This window comes from Mesorhizobium sp. Primo-A (assembly GCF_003997175.1).
Lineage (GTDB): Bacteria > Pseudomonadota > Alphaproteobacteria > Rhizobiales > Rhizobiaceae > Mesorhizobium > Mesorhizobium ciceri.
This window is the reverse complement of the sequence record NZ_RZTG01000002.1, coordinates 404,381-424,571: the sequence shown is the minus strand read 5'-3', so window position 1 is coordinate 424,571 and position 20,191 is coordinate 404,381. Positions and strand designations below refer to the sequence as shown.

The window sequence follows — 20,191 nt, the reverse complement described above, 5'->3', positions numbered from 1 at the left end:
CCGGCGACACCTTCTCCCACAAGGGGAGAAGGAAAAGGCGCCTCTGCCTCAATAAATATCGAAGTCGAAATACTTGGCCTGGATCTTCTTGTAGGTGCCGTCGGCAACGATCGCGTCGATGGCCGCGTTGAGCTTGTCGCGCAGGGCCGTGTCGTCCAGGCGCACGGCGATGCCGGCCTGGGTCTCGGTGCCCTTGACGTCGCCGACCAGCTTGCAGCAGCCGTCGCTTGCCTTCTTCAGCCAATCCATCAGCACGAACTTGTCCGAGATCACGGCGTCAAGACGACCGTTGGTCAGGTCGGTGATCGCCTCTTCCTGGGTGGGATAGAGTTTGGCCTCCGCGCCCGCCTTGCCATATTCATTCTGGGCATAGTCGGCCTGCGTGGTCGAAGCCTGGGCACCGACCGTCTTGCCGGCAAGGGCCGCCGGTTCGGTCGAGGTGAGATCGGTGTCCTTCGGCGCCACCAGAGCCAGCGGTGTCGTATAATATTTGTTGGTGAAGGCGACCTGCTTCTTGCGCTCCTCGGTGATGCTCATCGAGGCGATGATGGCGTCGAACTTCTTGGCCTGCAAAGCGGGAATGATGCCGTCCCAGTCCTGGGTAACGATCTCGCATTCGACCTTCATCTGCGCGCACAGCGCATTGGCGATGTCGATGTCGAAGCCTTCGACCTTGCCGTCGGCGGTAATGGTGTTGAACGGCGGATAGGCGCCCTCGGTGCCGATCTTGATTTTCTCCGCCGCCTGCACCGACAGAGAGCCGGCCAGTGTTGCCAGCATGGCAGCGCCCGCCGCCGATATGACCCATTTCGAAAATCGCATTTTCTTGGTTCCCCTTGAACGCCGCCAGCTTGACGGGCGGCAAGGCAGCCAAGCATGGCGAGCCGGTACAGGCAAGTATTTTGCCTTGGGGCAATGAGGGTCAGCGCGCGGCGCGGAAATGCTTGGACAGCTTCAGGCCCTGCGCCTGGTAGTTGGAGCCGAGATCGGTGCCGTAGAGCGCCTGCGGCCGCTTCAGCATATGCTCGTAGACCAGCCGGCCGACGATCTGGCCGTGGTCGAGGATGAACGGCACTTCATGGCTGCGCACTTCCAGCACCGCCCGGCTGCCGGTGCCGCCGGATGCGGAATGGCCGAAGCCCGGATCGAAGAAGCCGGCATAATGGACGCGGAATTCGCCGACCAGCGGATCGAAGGGCGTCATCTCGGCGGCGTAGAGCGGCGGCACATGCACCGCCTCCTGGCTGACGAGGATGTAGAATTCATCGGGGTCGAGCACCAGTTCGCCGGCGCCGCTCTTGTGGATCGGTTCCCAGAAGTCGACGACTTCCTGGGCCGCGCGCTTGTCGACATCGACGAGGCCGGTGTGATGCTTGCCGCGATAGCCGACCAAGCCGCTTTGATCGCCGTTGAGGTCGATCGACAGCGCGATGCCGCCGCCGGAAATGTTCGGCGGCTCGGTGGCGACAAGCATCTGCGTGCGATGCAGGTCGTGCAACTCGGCTTCGGAGAGCAGCGCATTGCCGGTGCGGAAACGGATCTGCGACAGGCGCGACCCGGTGCGGACGACGATCGGGAAGGTGCGCGGGCTGACTTCCAGAAAGAGCGGGCCATGATAGCCGGCCGCGATCTTGTCGAACTCGTGGCCGCGATCGGTCATGACGCGGGTGAAGATGTCGAGCCGTCCGGTCGAACTCTTCGGATTGGCCGAGGCTGAAATGTCCGCCGGCAGCGCCAGGCTTTCAAGCAGGGGCACGATGTAGACGCAGCCGGTCTCCAGCACCGCGCCCTCGGCCAGATTGATCTCGTGCAGCTGCAGCCGGTCGAGCTTTTCCGAGACCTTGTGATTGGGGCCGGGCAGGAAGGAGGCGCGCACCCGCCAGGCCTTGTCGCCGAGCCTGAGATCGAGGCTGGCCGGCTGGATCTGGTCGGTGTCGAGCGCACGCGCCGACTTCAGCGCGCCGGACTGGAGCAGCGCCGATATGTCCTGGTCGGGAAGAATGCCTGTCTGCCGCAAGGCTCCACTCCTGCTTGGTACAAACCTCTTAATGAAGCCGGCAATTGACGCAAGCGCGGTGCGGGTCTAAAGGGTCGTTATCCCGTGGTGATTTGGCCGGTCGGCTTGCAGCCACGTTAAACAAGTCGCTAAAGGACCGTCGGGCCGCAAGGCCGTATGGACCGGTTGCGACTTTCGCGGCCGGTTTTTTTGTGTCTGGAAGAAAAGCGATGAGCACCAAGAAGCGCAACTGGAAGCCTCAGACGGCACTCGTGCACAGCGGAACGCTGCGTTCCGGTTTCGGCGAAACGTCAGAAGCGATCTATCTCACCCAAGGCTATGTCTACGAAACGGCGCAAGCCGCCGAAGCCCGTTTCAAGGGCGAAGAGCCGGGTTTCATCTATTCGCGCTACGCCAATCCGACCGTCGACATGTTCGAGAAGCGCATGTGCGCGCTGGAAGGTGCGGAAGACGCGCGCGCCACCGCGTCGGGCATGGCCGCGGTGACGGCCGCCCTTCTGTGCAGCGCCAAGGCCGGCGACCATATCGTGGCGGCGCGTGCGCTGTTCGGCTCCTGCCGCTGGGTGGTCGAGACGCTGGCGCCGAGATACGGCATCGAGGCGACGCTGGTCGACGGCACCGACATCGCCAACTGGGAAAAGGCGATCAAGCCGAACACCAAGCTGTTCTTCCTGGAAAGCCCGACCAATCCGACGCTGGAAGTGGTCGATATCGCCGCTGTCGCTTCGCTTGCCAATTCGATCGGCGCCAGGCTGATCGTCGACAATGTCTTCGCCACGCCCCTGCAGCAGAAGCCCTTGCAGCTCGGCGCCCATATCGTCGTCTATTCGGCGACCAAGCACATAGACGGCCAGGGGCGCTGTCTCGGCGGCGTCATCCTGTCGGACAAGAAGTGGATCGACGAGAACCTGCACGACTATTTCCGCCATACCGGCCCAAGCCTTTCGCCTTTCAACGCCTGGACGCTGCTGAAGGGCCTGGAAACGCTGCCGCTGCGCGTACGCCAGCAGACGGAAAGTGCCGGCCGGATCGCGGATTTTCTGGCCGAACGGCCGGAAATCGCGCGCGTCATCTATCCCGGCCGCGCCGACCATCCGCAGGCCGACATCGTCAAGAAGCAGATGTCGGGCGGCTCGACGCTGATCTGCCTGGACGTCAAGGGCGGCAAGCAGGCGGCCTTCGCCTTGCAGAACGCGCTCGACATCGTCCTGATCTCCAACAATCTCGGTGACGCCAAGAGCCTGATCACCCACCCGGCGACGACGACGCACAAAAATCTCAGCGACGAGGCGCGCGCCGAGCTCGGCATCGGGCCGGGCACGCTCAGGCTGTCGGTTGGCCTGGAGGATGCCGACGATCTGCTCGAGGACATCGCGCAGGCGCTGAAGGCCAGGTAGGAGGCCTTCAGGCGCCGGACGGCGTCTCTTCCAGCTCGGCCGTCTTGGTGCCGATGGTCATCGCATTGCCGCGCCAGTCGACGGCGCCGCCGAGCCAACCGCGCCCCCACATCGCCGGCAGGATCAGGTCGCGCGCCATGATCGCGGCGACCATGCGTGGCGACAGGTACCAGCCCTTGGACCAGGCCAGGGCGCACTCCGGAAGATAGAAGGCCGCCAGCACGGCAAGGGCGGTTGCCCAGAGGCTGAAGCCGGCGCTTGCCGCTGCAATCAGCGCAAGCACCAGCGGCACCACGGCGCCCGTCAGGATTTCGGGTGCGAAGAACAGCGGGAAAGTGACGCGGCGCAGGCGCGCCCAACGGGCCTGACGCGACCAGATCTCGTCAAACGAGCGCCGGCCAAGCGGCTGCTCGAAGGGGGCGGCGACGAGATTGACGCGCAGGCCGAGACTGTTCACCAGCTTGGTCGCAGCGGCATCCTCGGCGATCTCGGCGGCCAGCACGCGGATGCCGCCATTGGCATCGAGCATCGGCTTGTTCCAGAGCATGCTCTTGCCCTGGGCAAAGCCGAGGCCGAGCGCCTCACCGGCATATTGCCAGCGCGCCTGCAGCGTGTTGAGGAAAGCGCATTCGACCTCGGCCCAGAAGCCGGCCGGCCGCGAGCCGATCGGCGTCGAGCAGACAAGGCCGGTGCCGGGCCGCCAGGCAGCCATCAGGTGCTGGATGTAGTCCCTCGGCATCAGCACGTTGGAATCGGCCAGGACGACCCAGTCGTGCCGCGCCGCTTCCCAGCCCTTGACGCAATTGTTGAGTTTCGGATTGGCGCTGATGCGGTCATCGCCGACAAGCAGCCAGGCCGGCACTTTCGGAAACCGGACGATCGTCCTGTTTATCAATTTGATCACCGGATCGTCGGCATGGGCGACGCAGAAAATCAGCTCATAGCGCGGCCAGTCGAGCGAGAAGGCGCGCTCCAGCGTCTCCTGCGTGAACGGCTCGACGCCGCGCGACGGCACGACGATCGACACCGGCCGCGGCTTGCCGGCCGGCGGCGCAATGGTGCGACGCCGTCTCAGACGCGACACGGCGAGCACGATGCTGGCGAGATTCGAGAGGATGAGGACGGTTGAAAGCGTGGCGGCTATGAGAGTGAGTTGCATCGAGATCCGGTCACTCCAGGAAAACCGGTCCGCAAGATGACCGGTTTCAACAGTTCAGCAGAGCGCCCGAGTCGCGCGTCACCAGTCCGCGCACACCATCATTGTCATATGTCACTTAAATGACATTCTTTGTCGGCACCTGCCCGCGAGGCCGGCCAGAGGAGGCTTCGATCGGTTGACCTAACCGCACGGAGCGCCGAAAGTTCCGCTGGAACCGTTTTTTGGAGCCGCTTATGTATAGCGCCGTCACGCGCAACATCGAAGTGCAGGTCAGGCCGTTCTATCTGGAGGACCGTTCGGATCCCTCGGAGAACCGCTATGTCTGGGGCTATCAGATAACGATCGACAATCAGTCGGACGATTTCGTGCAGCTTCTGTCGCGCTATTGGCACATCACCGACGGCACCGGCCGGGTCGAGGAAGTGCGCGGCCCCGGCGTGGTCGGCGACCAGCCCGAACTCAATCCCGGCGACAGCTACCAGTACACGTCCGGTTGCCCGCTCTCGACACCGTCCGGCATCATGGTCGGGCATTACACGATGCGCAACAAGCGGGGCGAGACGTTCGACATCGCCATTCCGGCGTTTTCGCTGGACTTGCCGGGGACGCGGCGGACGGTGAATTGATTTCGCCTCACCGGCCGCGGAGCGACCGGTGAGGCGTGGTTTCTACTCTACTGGGCCGCAAATTCCGCCGGGTCGAAATCATATTGCTTCGAACAGAATTCGCAGGCGACGTGGATGCCGCCGTCTTCGGTGCTGTCCTTGATCTCCTGGGCGGAAAAACCCTCGAGGATGCCGCGGATCTTGTCCCTGGAGCACGAGCACTGGTCGGCGACCGGAACGCCGCCGAAGACGCGCACGCCATGCTCGTGGAACAGCCTGTAGAGCAGCCGCTCGGCGCCGATCGTCGGGTCGATCAGTTCGGTCGGCTCGATGGTGCCGAGCAGAGCCAGCAACTCCTGCCAGGAATTGTCGACCGGATCGTGGATCTCCTCACGCGGATCGCCATCGCCGCCCGGCAGGTCCGGGACGCGCATGCGCTCGGGCGACTGCGGCAGGAACTGCGCCAGGATACCGCCGGCGCGCCATTGCTCGCGGGCGCCGCCGGGACCGGGCGTCAAAAGCTTGGCCACCGACAGCCTGATATCCGTCGGGATCTGCTCCGACTGACGGAAATAGGTGCGTGCCGCGTCTTCCAGGGTCTCGCCATCGAGCTGGACGATACCCTGATAGCGCTGCGTATGGGCGCCCTGGTCGATGGTCAGCGCCAGCACGCCACTGCCGAGCAGCGTCTGTTGGGAGGTTTCGCCCGCCGCGACCAGCGCTTCCAGCCGGTCGGCATCGAAACGCGCATAGGCGCGCAGCGCCGAGGGCGTGGAAAAATCCGCAACCAGCATGTCGACGGGTCCGTCGGTGCGGGTCTGCAGGATGAACTTGCCCTCGAACTTCAGCGAAGTGCCGAGCAGCACGGTCAGCACACAGGCCTCCGCCAGCAGGCGGGCGACCGGCTCGGGATAATCGTGGCGGCTGAGGATGGCGTCCAGCATCGGCCCGAGTTGGACCGTGCGGCCGCGCACGTCGAGAGGGCCGACCTCGAACGGCACGACGTGATCGTCGCCGGCATAGCCGAATTCGCCGAGTTTGGGGTGATGTTCAGTCACTTGATAGGTTTCCAACATGACAAAGCTCCAGGGCGCGGCCATGCCGCCCTCCGGGGCGCATGCGTCGAAACGCGCTTGATTTGCGTGATGCGGCGCAAATAGGCATCACACGCCCGCAGATCAAGCTCCCAGGGATCAAGCGCCCAGACACTTCAAGCGCCTAGACACCAGGCAAGCACGGCCTTCTGGGCATGGAGCCGGTTCTCGGCCTCGTCGAAGACCACCGAATGCGGTCCGTCGATAACCTCGTCTGTCACTTCCTCGCCGCGATGCGCCGGCAGGCAGTGCATGAACAGCGCGTCCGGCTTGGCTCTCGCCATCAGCTTGGCATTGACCTGGTAGGGCGAGAACACATTGTGGCCGCGGGCGCGATGCTCCTGGCCCATCGACACCCAGCAATCGGTGACGATGCAGTCGGCCTGATCGACGGCTTCCTCGGGCGAGCGGGTGAAGTGCAGCTTGCCGCCATGCGCCTGCGACCAATCGATATGCTTCTGCGCCGGCTCGCTGCCTTCGGGAACGGCGACGTTGAGGTTGAAGCGGAACCGGGCCGAGGCCTCGAGCAGGGAATGCAGCACATTGTTGCCGTCGCCGGTCCAGGCGATGGTCTTGCCGGCTACCGGACCGCGATGTTCCTCGAAGGTCATGATATCGGCCATCAGCTGGCAGGGATGGGTATCGTCGGTCAGTCCGTTGATCACCGGCACGGTGGCGTTCTCTGTCAATTCCAGCAGCCGCTCATGCGAGGTGGTGCGGATCATGATCGCATCGACATAGCGCGACAGCACCTTGGCGGTGTCGGCGATGGTCTCGGAACGGCCGAGCTGCATCTCGGTGCCGGTCAGCATGATGGTCTCGCCGCCGAGCTGCCGCATGCCGACGTCGAAGGAGACGCGCGTGCGCGTCGACGGCTTGTCGAAGATCATCGCCAGCACCTTGCCTTCGAGCGGTTTGGTGCGCTCGCCGGCCTTGAGCCGCGCCTTTCGCACCACCGCGTCGTCCAGCATCAAGCGCAGGTCGCCTTCGGAAACGGTGGAAAGATCGGTGAAATGGCGAACTGACATCAGCAATGATTCCGGGATTACTTCGCCGCGGCGGAAGCGATCGCCTCCGCCAGGCCCTTGGCGCCGGCGCGGATGCGGTTGAGCGCGTCATGGATCTCGGCGTCGGTGACGGTGAGCGGCGGCAACAGGCGAATGACGTTGTCGCCGGCCGGAACCGTCAACAGGTGCTGGTCGCGCAAGGCCATGTTCACCTTGGTGTTGGGCATGGCGCATTTGAGGCCGAGCATCAGCCCGGCACCCCTGATGTCCTCGATGATTTCGGGAAACTCGTCGGCGACCGACGCCAGACCCTGCTTCATCAGCAGCGCCTTGCGCTGGACATCTTCGAGGAAGCCGTCTTCCAGCACGACATCGAGCACGGCGTTGCCGACCGCCATGGCAAGCGGGTTGCCGCCGAACGTGGTGCCATGCACGCCGGCGGTCATGCCGACCGCCGCTTCATCCGTGGCAAGGCAGGCGCCCATCGGGAAGCCGCCGCCGATACCCTTGGCAATCGCCATGATGTCGGGCGTTACACCCGACCATTCATGTGCGAACAGCTTGCCGGTGCGGCCGATGCCGCACTGGACCTCGTCGTAGATCAACAGCAGGCCGTGCTGCTCGCACAATTGCCTGAGCCGCTTCAGCGACTGCGTCGGCACCGGGCGGATACCGCCCTCGCCCTGCACCGGCTCGATCAGGATCGCGGCCGTCTCCGGCGTGATCGCCTTTTCGGCGGCGTCAATGTCGTCGAAGCCGACCTGGTCGAAACCTTCGACCTTGGGGCCGAAGCCCTCGAGATACTTGTACTGGCCGCCAGCCGCGATGGTCGCCAGCGTGCGGCCATGGAAGGCGCCTTCGAAGGTGATGATGCGAAAGCGCTCGGGATGGCCTTTGACGAAATGGTAGCGCCGCGCCGTCTTGATCGCGCATTCCAGCGCCTCGGCGCCGGAATTGGTGAAGAACACCTTGTCGGCGAAGGTGGCGTCGGCCAGCCGTTCGCCAAGCCGGCTCTGCCCGGGGATCTCGTAGAGGTTGGAGACATGCCACAGCTTGGCTGCCTGCTCGGTGAGTGCGGCGACCAGGTGCGGATGGCTGTGGCCCAGCGAATTGACGGCGATGCCGCCGGCGAAATCGAGATATCGCTCGCCCTTGTCGGTAATCAGCCATGTGCCTTCCCCGTGGTCGAAGGCCAGGGGTGCGCGAGCAAAGGTCTCGTAAAGCGCCGAACCGCTCATTATATGCGTCTCCGGTACCGGAAAATCAAAAAAGCCGCCAAAGCGGCGGCCTGTGCGGCTTATCCTGTTTTTCGGCCATGAAGTCAACGAAAACGTCGCGTAGTGGCGCGCGGCAAGCCCCCCGACGGGACGCCGGCTCATAAGCGACCGGGCAAGTTGGGGAAAACCGAAAAAACCGATTCGTGTTGCACTTGGGACTCTTGTCACCGAGTCAGCGCATAGAGTAGTTGTAGTCGAGAAATAACTAGATTTCGTGCGGCGGACCTAATCACCAGATATATGTGGTGTCTGCCCTGGCAAATGTTGCCGGGTCGGGAGAAGGATTCCGATTGCCGCACGCTTAGAGGAGCGCGGTCTCATGAACTGGACTGACGAGCGGGTAGAACTCTTGAGAAAACTGTGGTCGGAGGGTCTGAGCGCAAGCCAGATTGCTGCGCAGCTTGGAGGGGTCAGCCGCAATGCGGTCATCGGGAAGGTGCATCGGCTGAAACTGTCGGGCCGCGGTCGCTCGACCGCCACGCCAACACGCCAGAAGAAGGCAGCGCAAGGATCGACTGTCCAGAAATCGGTATCACGCGCCGCAACCACGGCACGCCATGTCACGACATCGGTCGGCGCGACCGCTTTGCAGACGCAGTTCGACGCCGAACCCGTGGCACGCCATTACATCCGCCCGGTCGAAAATGTCGTGCTGCCGATCTCGCGGCATCTGCAGCTGGTCGAGCTGACCGAGCGGACCTGCAAATGGCCGAACGGCGATCCGCTTTCAGAGGACTTCCATTTCTGCGGCAACGATGCCGCCGAAACCGGTCCCTACTGCAAGTACCACGCCCGCGTGGCATTCCAGCCGGCATCGGAGCGGCGGCGGAGCAGGTAGATAAGGGAATAGGGGAGTAAGGCAGTAGGGCAGTATGTGCGCGGAAAGTCGCGCTCACGAAATGCCACCCTACTGCCCTACTGCCCTACTGCCCTACTGCCCTACTGCCCTACTGCCCTACTGCCCTACTGCCCTACTGCCCTACTGCCCTACTTCACAACCAGCCATTCTTCCTGAACCGCCAATACAGAAACGCGCAGATCAGCGCGATCGTGGCCAGAACCACCGGATAGCCGTATTCCATCTTCAGTTCCGGCATGTCGCTGAAGTTCATGCCGTAAATGCCGGCGAGCGCCGTCGGCACCGCCAGGATTGCGGCCCAGGAAGCGAGCTTCTTGGTGTTGGCCGTTTCCTGACTCTGGCCGACCAGCAAGCTCGCCTCGAAAGCGAATGCCAGCACCTCGCGCAGGCTGTCGATCTTCTCCTGAACGGTGCGGATGTGATCGGTGACGTCGCGGAACAGCGGATGCATGGCGGTGTGGATCTGCGGCAGCTCGGCGCTGGTCAGCCTTCGGCAGACTTCGACCAGCGGAAGCGCGGCATTGCGCAGGCGCAGGAGATCGCGGCGCAGCATATAGAGCCGCTCTATGTCGGGAGCGGTCATCGGCTTCAGCAGAACCTTGTCCTCGATCGCCTCGACCTCGTCCTCGATCTGCTCGAGCACCGGCATGTAATTGTCGACGATGAAATCGAGGATGGCATAGAGGACGAAATCCTCGCCCTTGGCCAGCGAGTGCGGGCAGCTTTCCCAGTGCTGACGAACGGCGGCATAGGACGTCGAGGGACCGTGCCTGACGCTGACTATGTAGCCTGAGCCGACGAACAAATGGGTCTCGCCGAAGGTGACCCGGCCCTCGATCAGCTGCGCGGTGCGGGCGACGATGAACAAGGCGTCGCCATATTGCTCGATCTTCGGCCGCTGGTGCGGGTGCTCGGCATCCTCGATCGCCAGCTCATGCAGGTGAAACTGCGCCTGGACGCGCAGCAACAGGTTACGGTCGGGCTCCAACAGGCCGATCCAGACGACGTGACCGGATTTTTTTGCCCATTCGCCGGCTTCCTCGATGGGAATGTCGGCGATGCGGCGGCCCGCGGTGTAAACGCCGCAAGCGATAATGCCGGATATCGGCGCAGGCGCCGGGGTCAGGTTCCGAACATTTTCCATCACGACCTCCCGGAGCAAATCCACGGACGAGGATAGAGGCAAAGCCCGGAAAGCTTATCGTAAATCGGGTGACGGTTCGAGAGGCGGCGTTCACTTCACCGGCTGCGTCTCGGAAAGGCTGATTTTGTCGGTCTTGTCGCCCTTGGGCCGCTCAGCCGGCAACTGATCGCCGGTGACGATGTAGTAGATGGTCTCGGCTATGTTGGTGGCGTGATCACCGATACGCTCGATGTTCTTGGCGCAAAACAGCAGATGCGTGCAGGGCGTGATGTTGCGCGGATCTTCCATCATGTAGGTCAGCAATTCGCGAAACAGCGATGTGTACATGGCGTCGATCTGGTCGTCACGATCGCGCACGAAGCCGATCTTCTCCACCGAACGGGACGCGTAGACGTCGAGCACTTCCTTGAGCTGGGTCAATGCCAGGTTGGACAGAGCCTCGAGGCCGCGGAACAGGCTGGTCGGCTGGCGTCCGTCGGTGACGGCGACAACCCGCTTGGCAACGTTCTTGGCGAGATCGCCAACCCGTTCGAGGTCGGCGGAGATGCGGATGGTCCCGACTATCTCGCGCAAATCCGCCGCCATCGGCTGACGCTTGGCAATGATGATGATCGCCTTGTCGTCGATTTCGCGCTGGCCCTCGTCCAGTACGGTATCGTCGCGGATGACCTTCTGGGCAAGGCCCGGGTCGGCATTGACGAGAGCGGTGACCGCCTGTTCGACCATGCGCTCGGCATGGCCACCCATCGCGGCGATGCGCTTCGACAGATATTTCAACTCCTCGTCATAAGCGCTGACGATGTGCACGGACTGCATGGCAAATGCCTTCCCACGGGGTGTTTTGATTTTGAGTCGTTTCCTCGAATCCCCGCTGATACGCTAGCCGGATGACAGAAAAAAGAAACAGTGCCCTTGAATTAGGGCGATATCAGTGCGCCGGCAAATGAACCGAGAATGCCGCGCCGTTGCCGACTTCGGACTTGATCGAAAGCCGGGCGTTGTGGCGCGTCAGGATATGCTTGACGATCGACAGGCCGAGGCCGGTGCCTTTCTGGGTCCGGCTGGTCTCGACATCGACGCGGTAGAAGCGCTCGGTAATGCGCGGAATGTGCTCCTCGGGAATGCCAGGGCCAAAGTCCCTGATCGTCACGTCGATGCCCGGCTCTGGTCCGGCATCGCTATGCGCTATGGATACAACCACGCGCCCACCCGACTGCCCGTATTTGCAGGCGTTTTCCAGGAGGTTCTCGAAAACCTGGAAAAGCTCATCGCGATCGCCAGGCACATGAAGCGGTCCGTCGGCGTAGCGCCGCTCGATGGCAACGGCGTTTTCGCTGGCCAGCGGTCCGAGCGAGTCGATGACGCTGTCGACGGTCTGGCGCAGGTCCACCTCGGTTCCCGGCTTCAGATAGGGTTTCATCTCGAGCCGCGACAGCGACAACAAATCGTCGATCAGACGCGCCATGCGGCCGGTCTGGCTCTGCATGATCTGCAGAAACTGGTCGCGCGCCGCCGCGTCGTTGCGGGCTGGCCCGCGCAGCGTTTCGATAAAGCCGGCGATGGAGGCAAGTGGGGTGCGCAGTTCGTGGCTGGCATTGGCGATGAAGTCGGCGCGCATGCGGTCGATCCTGCGCGTTTCGCTCTGGTCCTTGAACACCAGCACATAGAGATCGGTGGCGTGACCGACCGAGGACACGCTCACCCGGTAAGCCCGTTCGACCGGCAGCTTCTCCGTATAGTCGACGATATCGGAGGCGACATCGCCCGATAGCACGCCATCCAGCAGAGCCTGCATTTCCGGCGCCCGGAATTTCAGCGACAGCGACATGCCTGGCGCGATGCCGCCGAAAGCGGCGAAGGCGGCGGCGTTGGCATGGACGATGGTGGCAGCCCGGTCGAAGATGATCAGCGGATCGGCGACGGCGGCGGCCAGATATTCACCCGAGAGCCTCTGCAGGCCGGTGGCCTCGATGGCGGCTCCGCTGCCAGTGGATTGGCGCGCGCCGGCGGCCGGCAGTATTGCCGCTGCAAATAGCAACAGCAGCGCCGCGAGGACGACATAGGCTGAAATCCCGGCCAAGGCATAAACGGCGACGACCGCGACGACGCCGGCCGCAAGCAGCCAGCGGCTGTTCCACAGCCGTGCGGCCATGGTTTGCGCGATGCCTCTCTGCTCTGTGTCCAGGTCAGCCATCTGCCCGCGGGCCCGCACCCCATGCCTTCGCACCCGGTCCACGGTGGCGGAAAAACTTCCACTAGACCGTTCCGGAGGCTCCCCATAGCATGAGTCCGGAAGCTGGAAAGGGTTCGTCTCGATGAAAAAAGCCAAGGAAAGTCCCGCCGCGCCAACTTCGGGGCCGCTGAAGATCAGGATCGGCGGCAAGGAACGGGAGTTCGACATCGAAAACCCCGTGCTTCCCGACTGGGTCGAGGACAACAAGCTGACTGCCGGCGGCTATCCCTACGACAAGAAGATGAAAAGTGATGAGTATGACGAGACGCTCGAGAAGCTGCAGATCGAGCTGGTCAAGGCGCAGGCCTGGCTGCAGTCGACCGGCAAACGGGTGATGGCGCTGTTCGAGGGCCGCGACGCTGCCGGCAAGGGCGGCACGATCTTCGTGGTGCGCCAGTACCTCAATCCGCGCACGGCACGCAACGTGGCGCTGACCAAGCCGACCCCGACCGAACTGGGGCAATGGTACTACCAGCGCTATGTCGACCACTTCCCGACTTCAGGCGAATTCGTCACCTTCGACCGCTCCTGGTACAATCGCGCCGGCGTCGAGCCGGTGATGGGTTTCTGCACGCCGCAGCAGCACGAGCAGTTTCTCGACGAGACGCCGCATTTCGAGCGGATGATCTCCAACGAGGGGATTCACTTCTTCAAATTCTGGCTGAACATCGGCCGGGAAACGCAGCTCGAGCGCTTCCACGACCGCCGCTACAGCCCGCTGAAGAGCTGGAAGTTTTCGCCCATCGACGTTGCGGGCATCACCAAGTGGGACGACTACACCAAGGTGCGCGACACAATGTTCGAGCGCACCCACAAGGAATTCGCGCCGTGGATCATCGTACGGGCCAATGACAAGCGGCGCGCGCGGCTTGCGGTCATGCGGCGCATCCTGTCGTCTCTGCCCTATGAGGGGCGCGATCTCGAAATCATCGGCAAGGAAGACAAGAAGATCATCGGCGAAGGGCCGTCATTCCTGGGAAAACAGGATTGACGCTTTTTTGCGTCGCGCGGCAGGAACCGCGCGACGCAATCATGATGCTTAAGCCGCCAGCCTGGCGATACGCTGCAATCGCCGCAGCGTCGTATCATCCTGCAGCGCCTGCTGGAAAAGCGAGATCTCCTGATCGATGCGATCGCAGAGGGCCTCGGTGTTCCCCTTCAGCAGGCCGCGCGTCTGCAGCAGGGCGGCGACCGGCTTCTTGACGAGCTGTCTTGCCCGACCAAGGGCCGCCTCCTCGACGGTGCCTCCCGGCACGATCTCCGCGACCAGGCCGAGCGCCCTGGCATCTTCGGCGCGAAGCGTGTCGCCGAGGCAGAAGAAGCGGAAGGCACCGGCGTAGCCGAGCTTCTGCGGCGCCAGGATGCTGGTCGCCGCATCCGGCACCAGGCCGAAATCGACGAACGGCACCCTGAACGTGCTCTCATCGGACGCGATCACCATGTCGCAATGGAACAGGATGGTGCAGCCGACACCGACGGCATCGCCATCGACGCAGGCAAGGATGGGCTTTGGAAACGTCGCCAGCGTGCGGAACAGGTCGGTGACGGCGGCGATCAGTTTCTGGTGCTTGGTGGCGTCGAGGAATTCGGAGAAGTCGCCGCCCAGACAGAAACAGCCTGCCAGGCCGCGCAAGACGACGACGCGAACCTCCTCATTGTCGGCTGCTTCATGGAAGGTCCTTGCCAGGCTTTCATAGGCCCTCCTGTCCAGCACCGGCCGGCCGTCACTCGACGACACGGTGACCACCAGCGTGTGGTTGCGAAGTTCAGGTTGCGGATGTGTGCTCATGACTGTCTCCGATCTCATGACGCACGCCTTTGCCCGAGCATGTCGGGATATCCCCTGGCCAGCACGGGAGCAAAATGATTGCGGCGCGACCGCACCACATCGAGTGTGTGCTCGTTGAAGGTCAGCAAGGTGGCGACCACCTGCTGGTTGCCATAGGTGCGCTGATAGCCAAGCGGGGTCGCCAGGAAATGCAGTTGCAAGGCGCGCAGCACCCACATCGGCTCGAACTCGATGATCACCTTGTCGACGCCGCGCTTCAGCCCCCACTCGACGAAACCGGCAATCAGTTCGGTGCCGACGGTCGAAACGCCGCGACGGCCATCGCGAAAACCGGGAGCCACCGCATAGCGGGTCAATTCCCAGATGTTTGGACCCGACGGCGGCGTTCCTTCGGAAAGATCGGTCAAGACCTCGGTCAGCAGATGTGGCCGCGTCGTCGGCAACATCCTCTGATAACCCGCCACTTCACCGCCCCTGATGACGATCTGATGGACCGCCTCGTCGTGATCGAACTGGTCGAGTTCGAGCCCGTCGGGGCGTCTGAGGTCATCCCACCCCATCTCCTCGACGAATATCTTGTAGCGCAAACGATGGACGGCCTCCCAAAGGTCGGGACGTTCCATCAATTCCTGGGTTGTAAGGGAAAAAAGCATTCCGCCGTCTCCTGCGTTCAGAGGAAGATACGGCCGTGCTTTGATGAGAAAATTGCGTGATCGCGTAGGCAAGGATTTCAGGTCGGCACGGCCGACCTAACTAATGTAGCCGCGCCGTATCGCTTCCGCGACGGCCTGCACCCTGTTGACGGCACCTAGTTTGCTTTTGGCGTTAAGAAGATGTTTCTCCGAGGTGTGTTCGGAAATGCCGAGGATTTGCGAAATCTCCCATTCGGACTTGCCGACGGCGGCCCATTGCAGGCATTCGCGCTCGCGCGGCGTCAGCACGATATGATCGATGGTCCTGTTCGCCATGGTGTGGAGTTGCATGGCGCGGCCAACCGCGTAGGTCGAGACCAGCGACACCTGGCCGAATTCGGCGGCGGACAATTCCACGGCCTCGCCGCCCAGCGACACCATGACGATCTGGCCGTCGAGCGTGATCAGCGGAAAGGCCAACCCATCGCGCAGTTTGAAGGCGCCGGCATCGCCCATCACCTCGCCGCTGCTCTTGTCTATGCGGATGCCTTGGGACGCTTCGTGCCACTGGAAGGGCGCCTGCAACTGTTTCATATGGCTGACGACCGGGTCATGATCGACATAGTTGCGCGCGACATAGCGCTCCAGCCACTCGCCAGGCCAATCGCAGAGAAGCACATGCTGCTTTTGCTGGCCGGCCGGCGTGCCTGGCTGCGGGACGGTTCCCGCCATCAGTGCGGTGAGACCGAAATCCGATGTTATGCCCAGCAGCCTTTCGCAGACCGCCGCCGCCGTTGCGGCGTGCTGCAGTTGGTCTATGTATTCCAGCGTGCGATCGAACTGACCCATCGCAACATCAACCCCATGTTGCCTTGTGCATTGCGGCCAATGATGCGTGCCTGATTTACACTTCGCCACCGACCACGGATTGCAAATCGCATACTTATTTTGTGGCTCCCTCTCATCGAGGCGACCGAAGCTGATTTGCAAACCGGCTAAATCATATCCTGAAATCGGCGTGTTGAAATCAAAAACCATTGTGCCTGTACCATTTTCGTACCAAAACCGGTGCGAGCACGACTGTGGCGGAGTTTTATCTTGGCGTTCCGGTGGAGGTCCTTCGCCTTTGCGATGCTGATCGGGTTGCTGTCGTTCGCCGACGGTGCGCGCGCCGCGGCGCCTCAGGTTCCGGTGCTGTGGGATGCCAAGGAGCGGCTGCCCAAGCCAGACCTTTCGAAGCTGCCCCGGCTGAGATTCCTCACCACCACGGACTTCCCGCCTTTCAACTTCCTCGACGGTGCGGGAAAGCTGTCCGGCTTCCACATCGATCTGGCACGCGCCATCTGCGCCGAGCTTGGCATTGTCGAAAAATGCCAGATCCAGGCCCTGCCCTGGGCCGAGCTGGAAGGCGCACTGCGGAAAGGCGAAGGCGAGGCGATCATCGCCGGCATCGCCGCCACACCGGAATCGCGCGCGACCTACGCCTTCTCACGCTCCTATCTGCAGTTTCCGGCGCGCTTCATCATGCCGAAGGGCAAGGCGCTGACCGAGCCCGTCTTTGACAAATTGCACGGCAAGCGTGTCGGCGTGATATCAGGCTCGGCGCATGAGCGCATGCTGCGCGACTATTTCAACACGGTCCAGGTCGTCCCTTTCGACAGGCCGGAAGAACTGTATGCCGATCTCAAGGCCGGCAAGGTCGACGCCGCCTTCGGCGACGGCATGCGCCTGGCTTTCTGGCTGGGCGGCTCGGACGCGGCGGGCTGCTGCCGCTTTGCCGGCGGGCCCTATCTGGCGCCCGAATATCTGGGCACGGGCATGGCCATCGCCACCAAGGCTGACAATCCGGCGCTGGCCGCAGCGATCGACTACGCGCTGCAGGAAATTTCAATGAAAGGCACGTTCGCCGAATTTTATCTGCGCTATTTCCCCGTCAGTTTTTTCTAAAGCCAAGGACTTTCAGGTCAGGGTACGCAGCCGCGCCTTGGCCGCGCGGCCGATGGCAGCAACCGTCAGCGTGTCGAGATCGAGCTGACGCCGGATCAGCTGCAGCACCCGCACCTCTTCCATGCGCATTTCGAGGTCGACGGCGGCAACCTCGAAGGCGGCGGCATAGGCGGTGTCGCGCAGCCGCTCGGGCAAGACCTCGGCGACTTCAGCCAGCACGCCCTCCAGCCCATCCTTTTCGTGCAGGCGCTTCTGGCAGCCCTGGGCGACGCCGACCAGCCTGTCGTGGTTGAAGTCCTCGAACACCGGCCAGGAGCGGACGACCTCGCCGATCCGCGCCAGTTCAACATCGGTCATGTCGCGGTCGGAGGCCGAGGTGATGACCATCAGATAGATCAGGGCTTCATGAGGTGTCGGCAATTTTTTCTCCTTGAACCGGGCCTCGAAGTTAGGAACGCCCGTTCTGCACCGCAAGGAAAAAGCGCCGCACGCGTTGACGCTCCGGCGCTGCACGCCTAGAGACCGGTTGAAAAACCCTTGCTGCGGCCCGCCTTCGGGCCGGCAGATGATTTGGAAAACTGTGACATGGCGGGATCAAACATCATCGATCTCAACCCCGAGCTGCTGGCGGCCGCGACCGAAAGCAAGGCGTGGCCGTTCGAGGAAGCCAAAAAGATCATCGAGCGCTACAAAGGCGCCGACTTTCCGCAAACAGTCCTGTTCGAGACCGGCTACGGGCCGTCCGGCCTGCCGCATATCGGCACGTTCGGCGAGGTGGCGCGCACCTCGATGGTGCGCCATGCCTTCCGTGTCCTGACGCAGGACAAGGTCGCGACCAAGCTGCTGTGCTTTTCCGACGATATGGACGGCATGCGCAAGATACCCGACAGCGTGCCGGACCGCGCCGCACTCGAGCCGCATCTGCACAAGCCGCTATCGTCGGTCCCCAACCCCTTCGGCGGCGACTATGCGAGCTTCGCCGACCACAACAATGCGATGCTCTGCCGCTTCCTCGACACGTTCGGCTTCGACTACGAGTTCGCCAGCGCGACGCAATACTACAAGGCCGGCCGTTTCGACGCGATGCTCAAGCGCGCCGCCGAGCGCTATGAGCAGATCATGGCGGTGATGCTACCGACGCTCGGGCCCGAGCGGCAGGCGACCTACAGCCCGTTCCTGCCGATCTCGCCGAAGAGCGGCCGCGTGCTTTACGTGCCCATGAAGCATGTCGACGCCAAAGCCGGCACCATCACCTTCGACGACGAGGGCACCGAGACCACGCTTTCGATCACCGGCGGCCGCGTGAAGCTGCAGTGGAAGCCGGATTTCGGCATGCGCTGGGCAGCGCTTGGCGTCGATTTCGAAATGTTCGGCAAGGACCACCAGACCAATGCGGTGGTCTACGACCGTATCTGCAACATTCTGGGCGGACGGGCGCCGGAGCATTTCGTCTACGAACTGTTCCTCGACGAGAACGGCCAGAAGATCTCGAAGTCGAAGGGCAACGGGCTGACCATCGACGAGTGGCTGACCTATGCGCCGACCGAAAGCCTCGGGCTCTACATGTACCAACGGCCGCGGCAGGCCAAGAAGCTGTATTTCGACGTTATCCCGCGGGCCGTGGATGAATACTACACGTTCCTCGCCGCCTATCCCCGCCAGGACTGGAAGGAGCGGCTGGGCAACCCGGTCTGGCATATGCATGACGGCAACCCGCCAGCGATCGACATGCCGGTGCCGTTCTCTCTGCTGCTCAATCTGGTCAGCGCTTCCAACGCGCAGAACAAGGATGTGCTGTGGGGGTTCATTTCACGTCATACGCAAGGCGTGACGCCGGCGACGCATCCAGAGCTCGACCGGCTGGTCGGCCATGCGATCCGCTATTTCGACGATTTCGTGAAGCCGACGAAAACCTTCCGGCCCGCCGACGAGGTCGAGCGCGAAGCGCTGGCAGCCCTCGACGAAGCACTTGGCGCGCTGCCGGCGGACGCCAGCGGCGAAGCGATCCAGAACGCCTCGCTCAACGTCGCACGCAGGATCGAGCGCTATCAGGATCATTCCAAGCAGAGCCCGGAAGGCGGCCCCGGCGTATCGGGCGCCTTCTTCCAGATGATCTACCAGGTGCTGATCGGCCAGGAGCGCGGCCCGCGCTTCGGCTCGTTCGCAGCACTCTACGGCGTTGCCGAGACGCGTGCGCTCATTGAGCGGGCGCTGGCTGGTCAGCTGGCTTGAGCACGCCGTCGACCTCTTCCAGGATCGAACCCGGCGCCTGAGGTGCCGGGCCTGGCGCGGCCGGCATCGCCGGCATGCCCGACAGATCGGGCGCCGATCCGAAAATGCCCTTCTTGCCCATGCGCGCCTTGTCGCCGGCCTCGACATAGGGGCCGCCCTTGGCGGCGCGCGCCCAGCCATTTTCGACCAGCCACTGACCTACATCCTGCTTGCCGATCCGGCACTCGGCTGCGATCAGGTCGCGGCCGCCCTGCGGCGGCACCGTGCAGACCACCGCGCGGCCGCGCAGGAAGGCGCGGAACGCTGTCCTCGCCCGGACGCCGCACGGCCAGGACTTGCCGTCCTCGCTGCAAATCTCGTCCTGCCTGACGATGTCGATGCCGGAAACCGCGACCGAGTAGCCCTTCGCCTCGATCAAGCCGGCGGCCGGCGCAACCGGCTGGAACAGCTTTGTGCCGTTCCAGTCGTCAGGCATTTTCGGCTTGGGCGGCACGGCCAGCGCGAGTTTGCTCAGCGGCTCGCGCGGCTCGATCCGTTCAAGCCCGTCGGCGGGCAGTTCCGGCGGCGCGACGATTTCGGGATCGATCGCCCTCGAATGCGTCGCCGGCTGCGGAGCTGCGATGGCCGATGTGGCCGGCTCCTCGGGCAGCGTCCCGGCAGCCTGCTGCGCCATCGCATCGGCGCCCGGATCAAGCTGGTCCACGGTGATGACGCTTTCACTACCTTTCAGAGTGTGACCGCCAGTGACGACAATGGCTGCCATCACAGGGACCATCAGAACCGCCAGCGCATGATGGAG

General features: G+C 63.1%; 20 protein-coding genes and 1 riboswitch. Of the genes, 6 read left to right on the top strand and 14 right to left on the bottom strand.

What is annotated here, in order from left to right; genetic code table 11:
* Nucleotides 1–48: 48 nt before the first annotated feature.
* Nucleotides 49–822 (bottom strand): ABC transporter substrate-binding protein, encoded by a 774-nt coding sequence (locus EOC83_RS04775; RefSeq protein WP_024503157.1) that lies wholly within the window; start codon nucleotides 820–822, stop codon nucleotides 49–51.
* A gap of 100 nt (nucleotides 823–922) precedes the next feature.
* Entirely contained in the window at nucleotides 923–2,017 is a 1,095-nt protein-coding gene (locus tag EOC83_RS04770) for a 2'-deoxycytidine 5'-triphosphate deaminase (protein ID WP_063170016.1), read from the bottom strand.
* A gap of 74 nt (nucleotides 2,018–2,091) precedes the next feature.
* A riboswitch (SAM riboswitch) is annotated at nucleotides 2,092–2,169 on the top strand.
* Nucleotides 2,170–2,226: 57 nt separating this feature from the next.
* Between EOC83_RS04770 and EOC83_RS04765 the strand changes: the two genes are divergently transcribed.
* Nucleotides 2,227–3,414, top strand: a complete 1,188-nt coding sequence (locus EOC83_RS04765; RefSeq protein WP_063170015.1) for an O-succinylhomoserine sulfhydrylase — start codon at nucleotides 2,227–2,229, stop codon at nucleotides 3,412–3,414.
* A gap of 7 nt (nucleotides 3,415–3,421) precedes the next feature.
* Here the strand turns inward: EOC83_RS04765 and EOC83_RS04760 are convergent, their stop codons facing one another.
* Entirely contained in the window at nucleotides 3,422–4,573 is a 1,152-nt protein-coding gene (locus EOC83_RS04760) for a ceramide glucosyltransferase (protein ID WP_063170014.1), read from the bottom strand.
* Between the two features lie 233 nt (nucleotides 4,574–4,806).
* Between EOC83_RS04760 and apaG the strand changes: the two genes are divergently transcribed.
* A complete protein-coding gene (apaG, locus tag EOC83_RS04755) occupies nucleotides 4,807–5,199 on the top strand; it encodes a Co2+/Mg2+ efflux protein ApaG (protein ID WP_013533640.1) in 393 nt (130 codons plus the stop codon).
* A 47-nt stretch (nucleotides 5,200–5,246) separates the two neighbouring features.
* On the opposite strand, the gene EOC83_RS04750 is transcribed toward apaG, so the two are convergent.
* The 3 genes from EOC83_RS04750 to EOC83_RS04740 form a co-directional block, all read right to left on the bottom strand.
* Complete coding sequence (locus tag EOC83_RS04750; RefSeq protein ID WP_013533641.1) at nucleotides 5,247–6,278, bottom strand: Hsp33 family molecular chaperone; 1,032 nt, start codon at nucleotides 6,276–6,278, stop codon at nucleotides 5,247–5,249.
* A 110-nt stretch (nucleotides 6,279–6,388) separates the two neighbouring features.
* Nucleotides 6,389–7,300, bottom strand: coding sequence for an ornithine carbamoyltransferase (argF, locus tag EOC83_RS04745; RefSeq protein WP_013533642.1), 912 nt, complete (start codon nucleotides 7,298–7,300; stop codon nucleotides 6,389–6,391).
* A 17-nt stretch (nucleotides 7,301–7,317) separates the two neighbouring features.
* Entirely contained in the window at nucleotides 7,318–8,517 is a 1,200-nt protein-coding gene (locus EOC83_RS04740; RefSeq protein ID WP_063170013.1) for an aspartate aminotransferase family protein, read from the bottom strand.
* 358 nt (nucleotides 8,518–8,875) lie between these two features.
* Between EOC83_RS04740 and EOC83_RS04735 the strand changes: the two genes are divergently transcribed.
* Nucleotides 8,876–9,394, top strand: coding sequence for a GcrA family cell cycle regulator (locus tag EOC83_RS04735; protein ID WP_063170012.1), 519 nt, complete (start codon nucleotides 8,876–8,878; stop codon nucleotides 9,392–9,394).
* A gap of 154 nt (nucleotides 9,395–9,548) precedes the next feature.
* On the opposite strand, the gene EOC83_RS04730 is transcribed toward EOC83_RS04735, so the two are convergent.
* From EOC83_RS04730 to EOC83_RS04720, 3 genes are all read right to left on the bottom strand, one after another.
* On the bottom strand, nucleotides 9,549–10,559 hold the full coding sequence (locus tag EOC83_RS04730; protein ID WP_013533645.1) for a magnesium and cobalt transport protein CorA: 1,011 nt from the start codon (nucleotides 10,557–10,559) through the stop codon (nucleotides 9,549–9,551).
* Between the two features lie 90 nt (nucleotides 10,560–10,649).
* A complete protein-coding gene (phoU, locus tag EOC83_RS04725) occupies nucleotides 10,650–11,375 on the bottom strand; it encodes a phosphate signaling complex protein PhoU (RefSeq protein ID WP_013533646.1) in 726 nt (241 codons plus the stop codon).
* A gap of 112 nt (nucleotides 11,376–11,487) precedes the next feature.
* Nucleotides 11,488–12,753: an ATP-binding protein gene (locus EOC83_RS04720; protein WP_063170011.1), complete on the bottom strand. Its 1,266-nt coding sequence runs from the start codon at nucleotides 12,751–12,753 to the stop codon at nucleotides 11,488–11,490.
* 121 nt (nucleotides 12,754–12,874) lie between these two features.
* Here EOC83_RS04720 and ppk2 point away from each other — a divergent pair, with 121 nt between their 5' ends.
* Complete coding sequence (ppk2, locus tag EOC83_RS04715) at nucleotides 12,875–13,783, top strand: polyphosphate kinase 2 (RefSeq protein ID WP_013533648.1); 909 nt, start codon at nucleotides 12,875–12,877, stop codon at nucleotides 13,781–13,783.
* A gap of 48 nt (nucleotides 13,784–13,831) precedes the next feature.
* Here ppk2 and EOC83_RS04710 read toward each other — a convergent pair whose 3' ends face one another.
* From EOC83_RS04710 to EOC83_RS04700, 3 genes are all read right to left on the bottom strand, one after another.
* Nucleotides 13,832–14,581: an enoyl-CoA hydratase-related protein gene (locus EOC83_RS04710; protein WP_013533649.1), complete on the bottom strand. Its 750-nt coding sequence runs from the start codon at nucleotides 14,579–14,581 to the stop codon at nucleotides 13,832–13,834.
* Nucleotides 14,582–14,595: 14 nt separating this feature from the next.
* Entirely contained in the window at nucleotides 14,596–15,234 is a 639-nt protein-coding gene (locus tag EOC83_RS04705; RefSeq protein ID WP_013533650.1) for an acyl-homoserine-lactone synthase, read from the bottom strand.
* Nucleotides 15,235–15,330: 96 nt separating this feature from the next.
* Nucleotides 15,331–16,062 carry a LuxR family transcriptional regulator gene (locus EOC83_RS04700; RefSeq protein ID WP_013533651.1) on the bottom strand — a complete coding sequence of 244 codons (732 nt, stop codon included), beginning with the start codon at nucleotides 16,060–16,062 and terminating at the stop codon, nucleotides 15,331–15,333.
* A gap of 249 nt (nucleotides 16,063–16,311) precedes the next feature.
* Here EOC83_RS04700 and EOC83_RS04695 point away from each other — a divergent pair, with 249 nt between their 5' ends.
* Nucleotides 16,312–17,160, top strand: a complete 849-nt coding sequence (locus EOC83_RS04695) for a transporter substrate-binding domain-containing protein (RefSeq protein WP_063170010.1) — start codon at nucleotides 16,312–16,314, stop codon at nucleotides 17,158–17,160.
* 12 nt (nucleotides 17,161–17,172) lie between these two features.
* Here the strand turns inward: EOC83_RS04695 and EOC83_RS04690 are convergent, their stop codons facing one another.
* On the bottom strand, nucleotides 17,173–17,580 hold the full coding sequence (locus tag EOC83_RS04690) for a tellurite resistance TerB family protein (protein WP_127389928.1): 408 nt from the start codon (nucleotides 17,578–17,580) through the stop codon (nucleotides 17,173–17,175).
* Nucleotides 17,581–17,745: 165 nt separating this feature from the next.
* Here EOC83_RS04690 and EOC83_RS04685 point away from each other — a divergent pair, with 165 nt between their 5' ends.
* Nucleotides 17,746–19,392 (top strand): lysine--tRNA ligase, encoded by a 1,647-nt coding sequence (locus tag EOC83_RS04685; RefSeq protein ID WP_063170009.1) that lies wholly within the window; start codon nucleotides 17,746–17,748, stop codon nucleotides 19,390–19,392.
* Here EOC83_RS04685 and EOC83_RS04680 read toward each other — a convergent pair.
* Nucleotides 19,358–20,167 (bottom strand): thermonuclease family protein, encoded by an 810-nt coding sequence (locus EOC83_RS04680; protein ID WP_063170459.1) that lies wholly within the window; start codon nucleotides 20,165–20,167, stop codon nucleotides 19,358–19,360. The two genes, EOC83_RS04685 and EOC83_RS04680, sit on opposite strands and share 35 nt — an antisense overlap.
* Nucleotides 20,168–20,191: the final 24 nt, after the last annotated feature.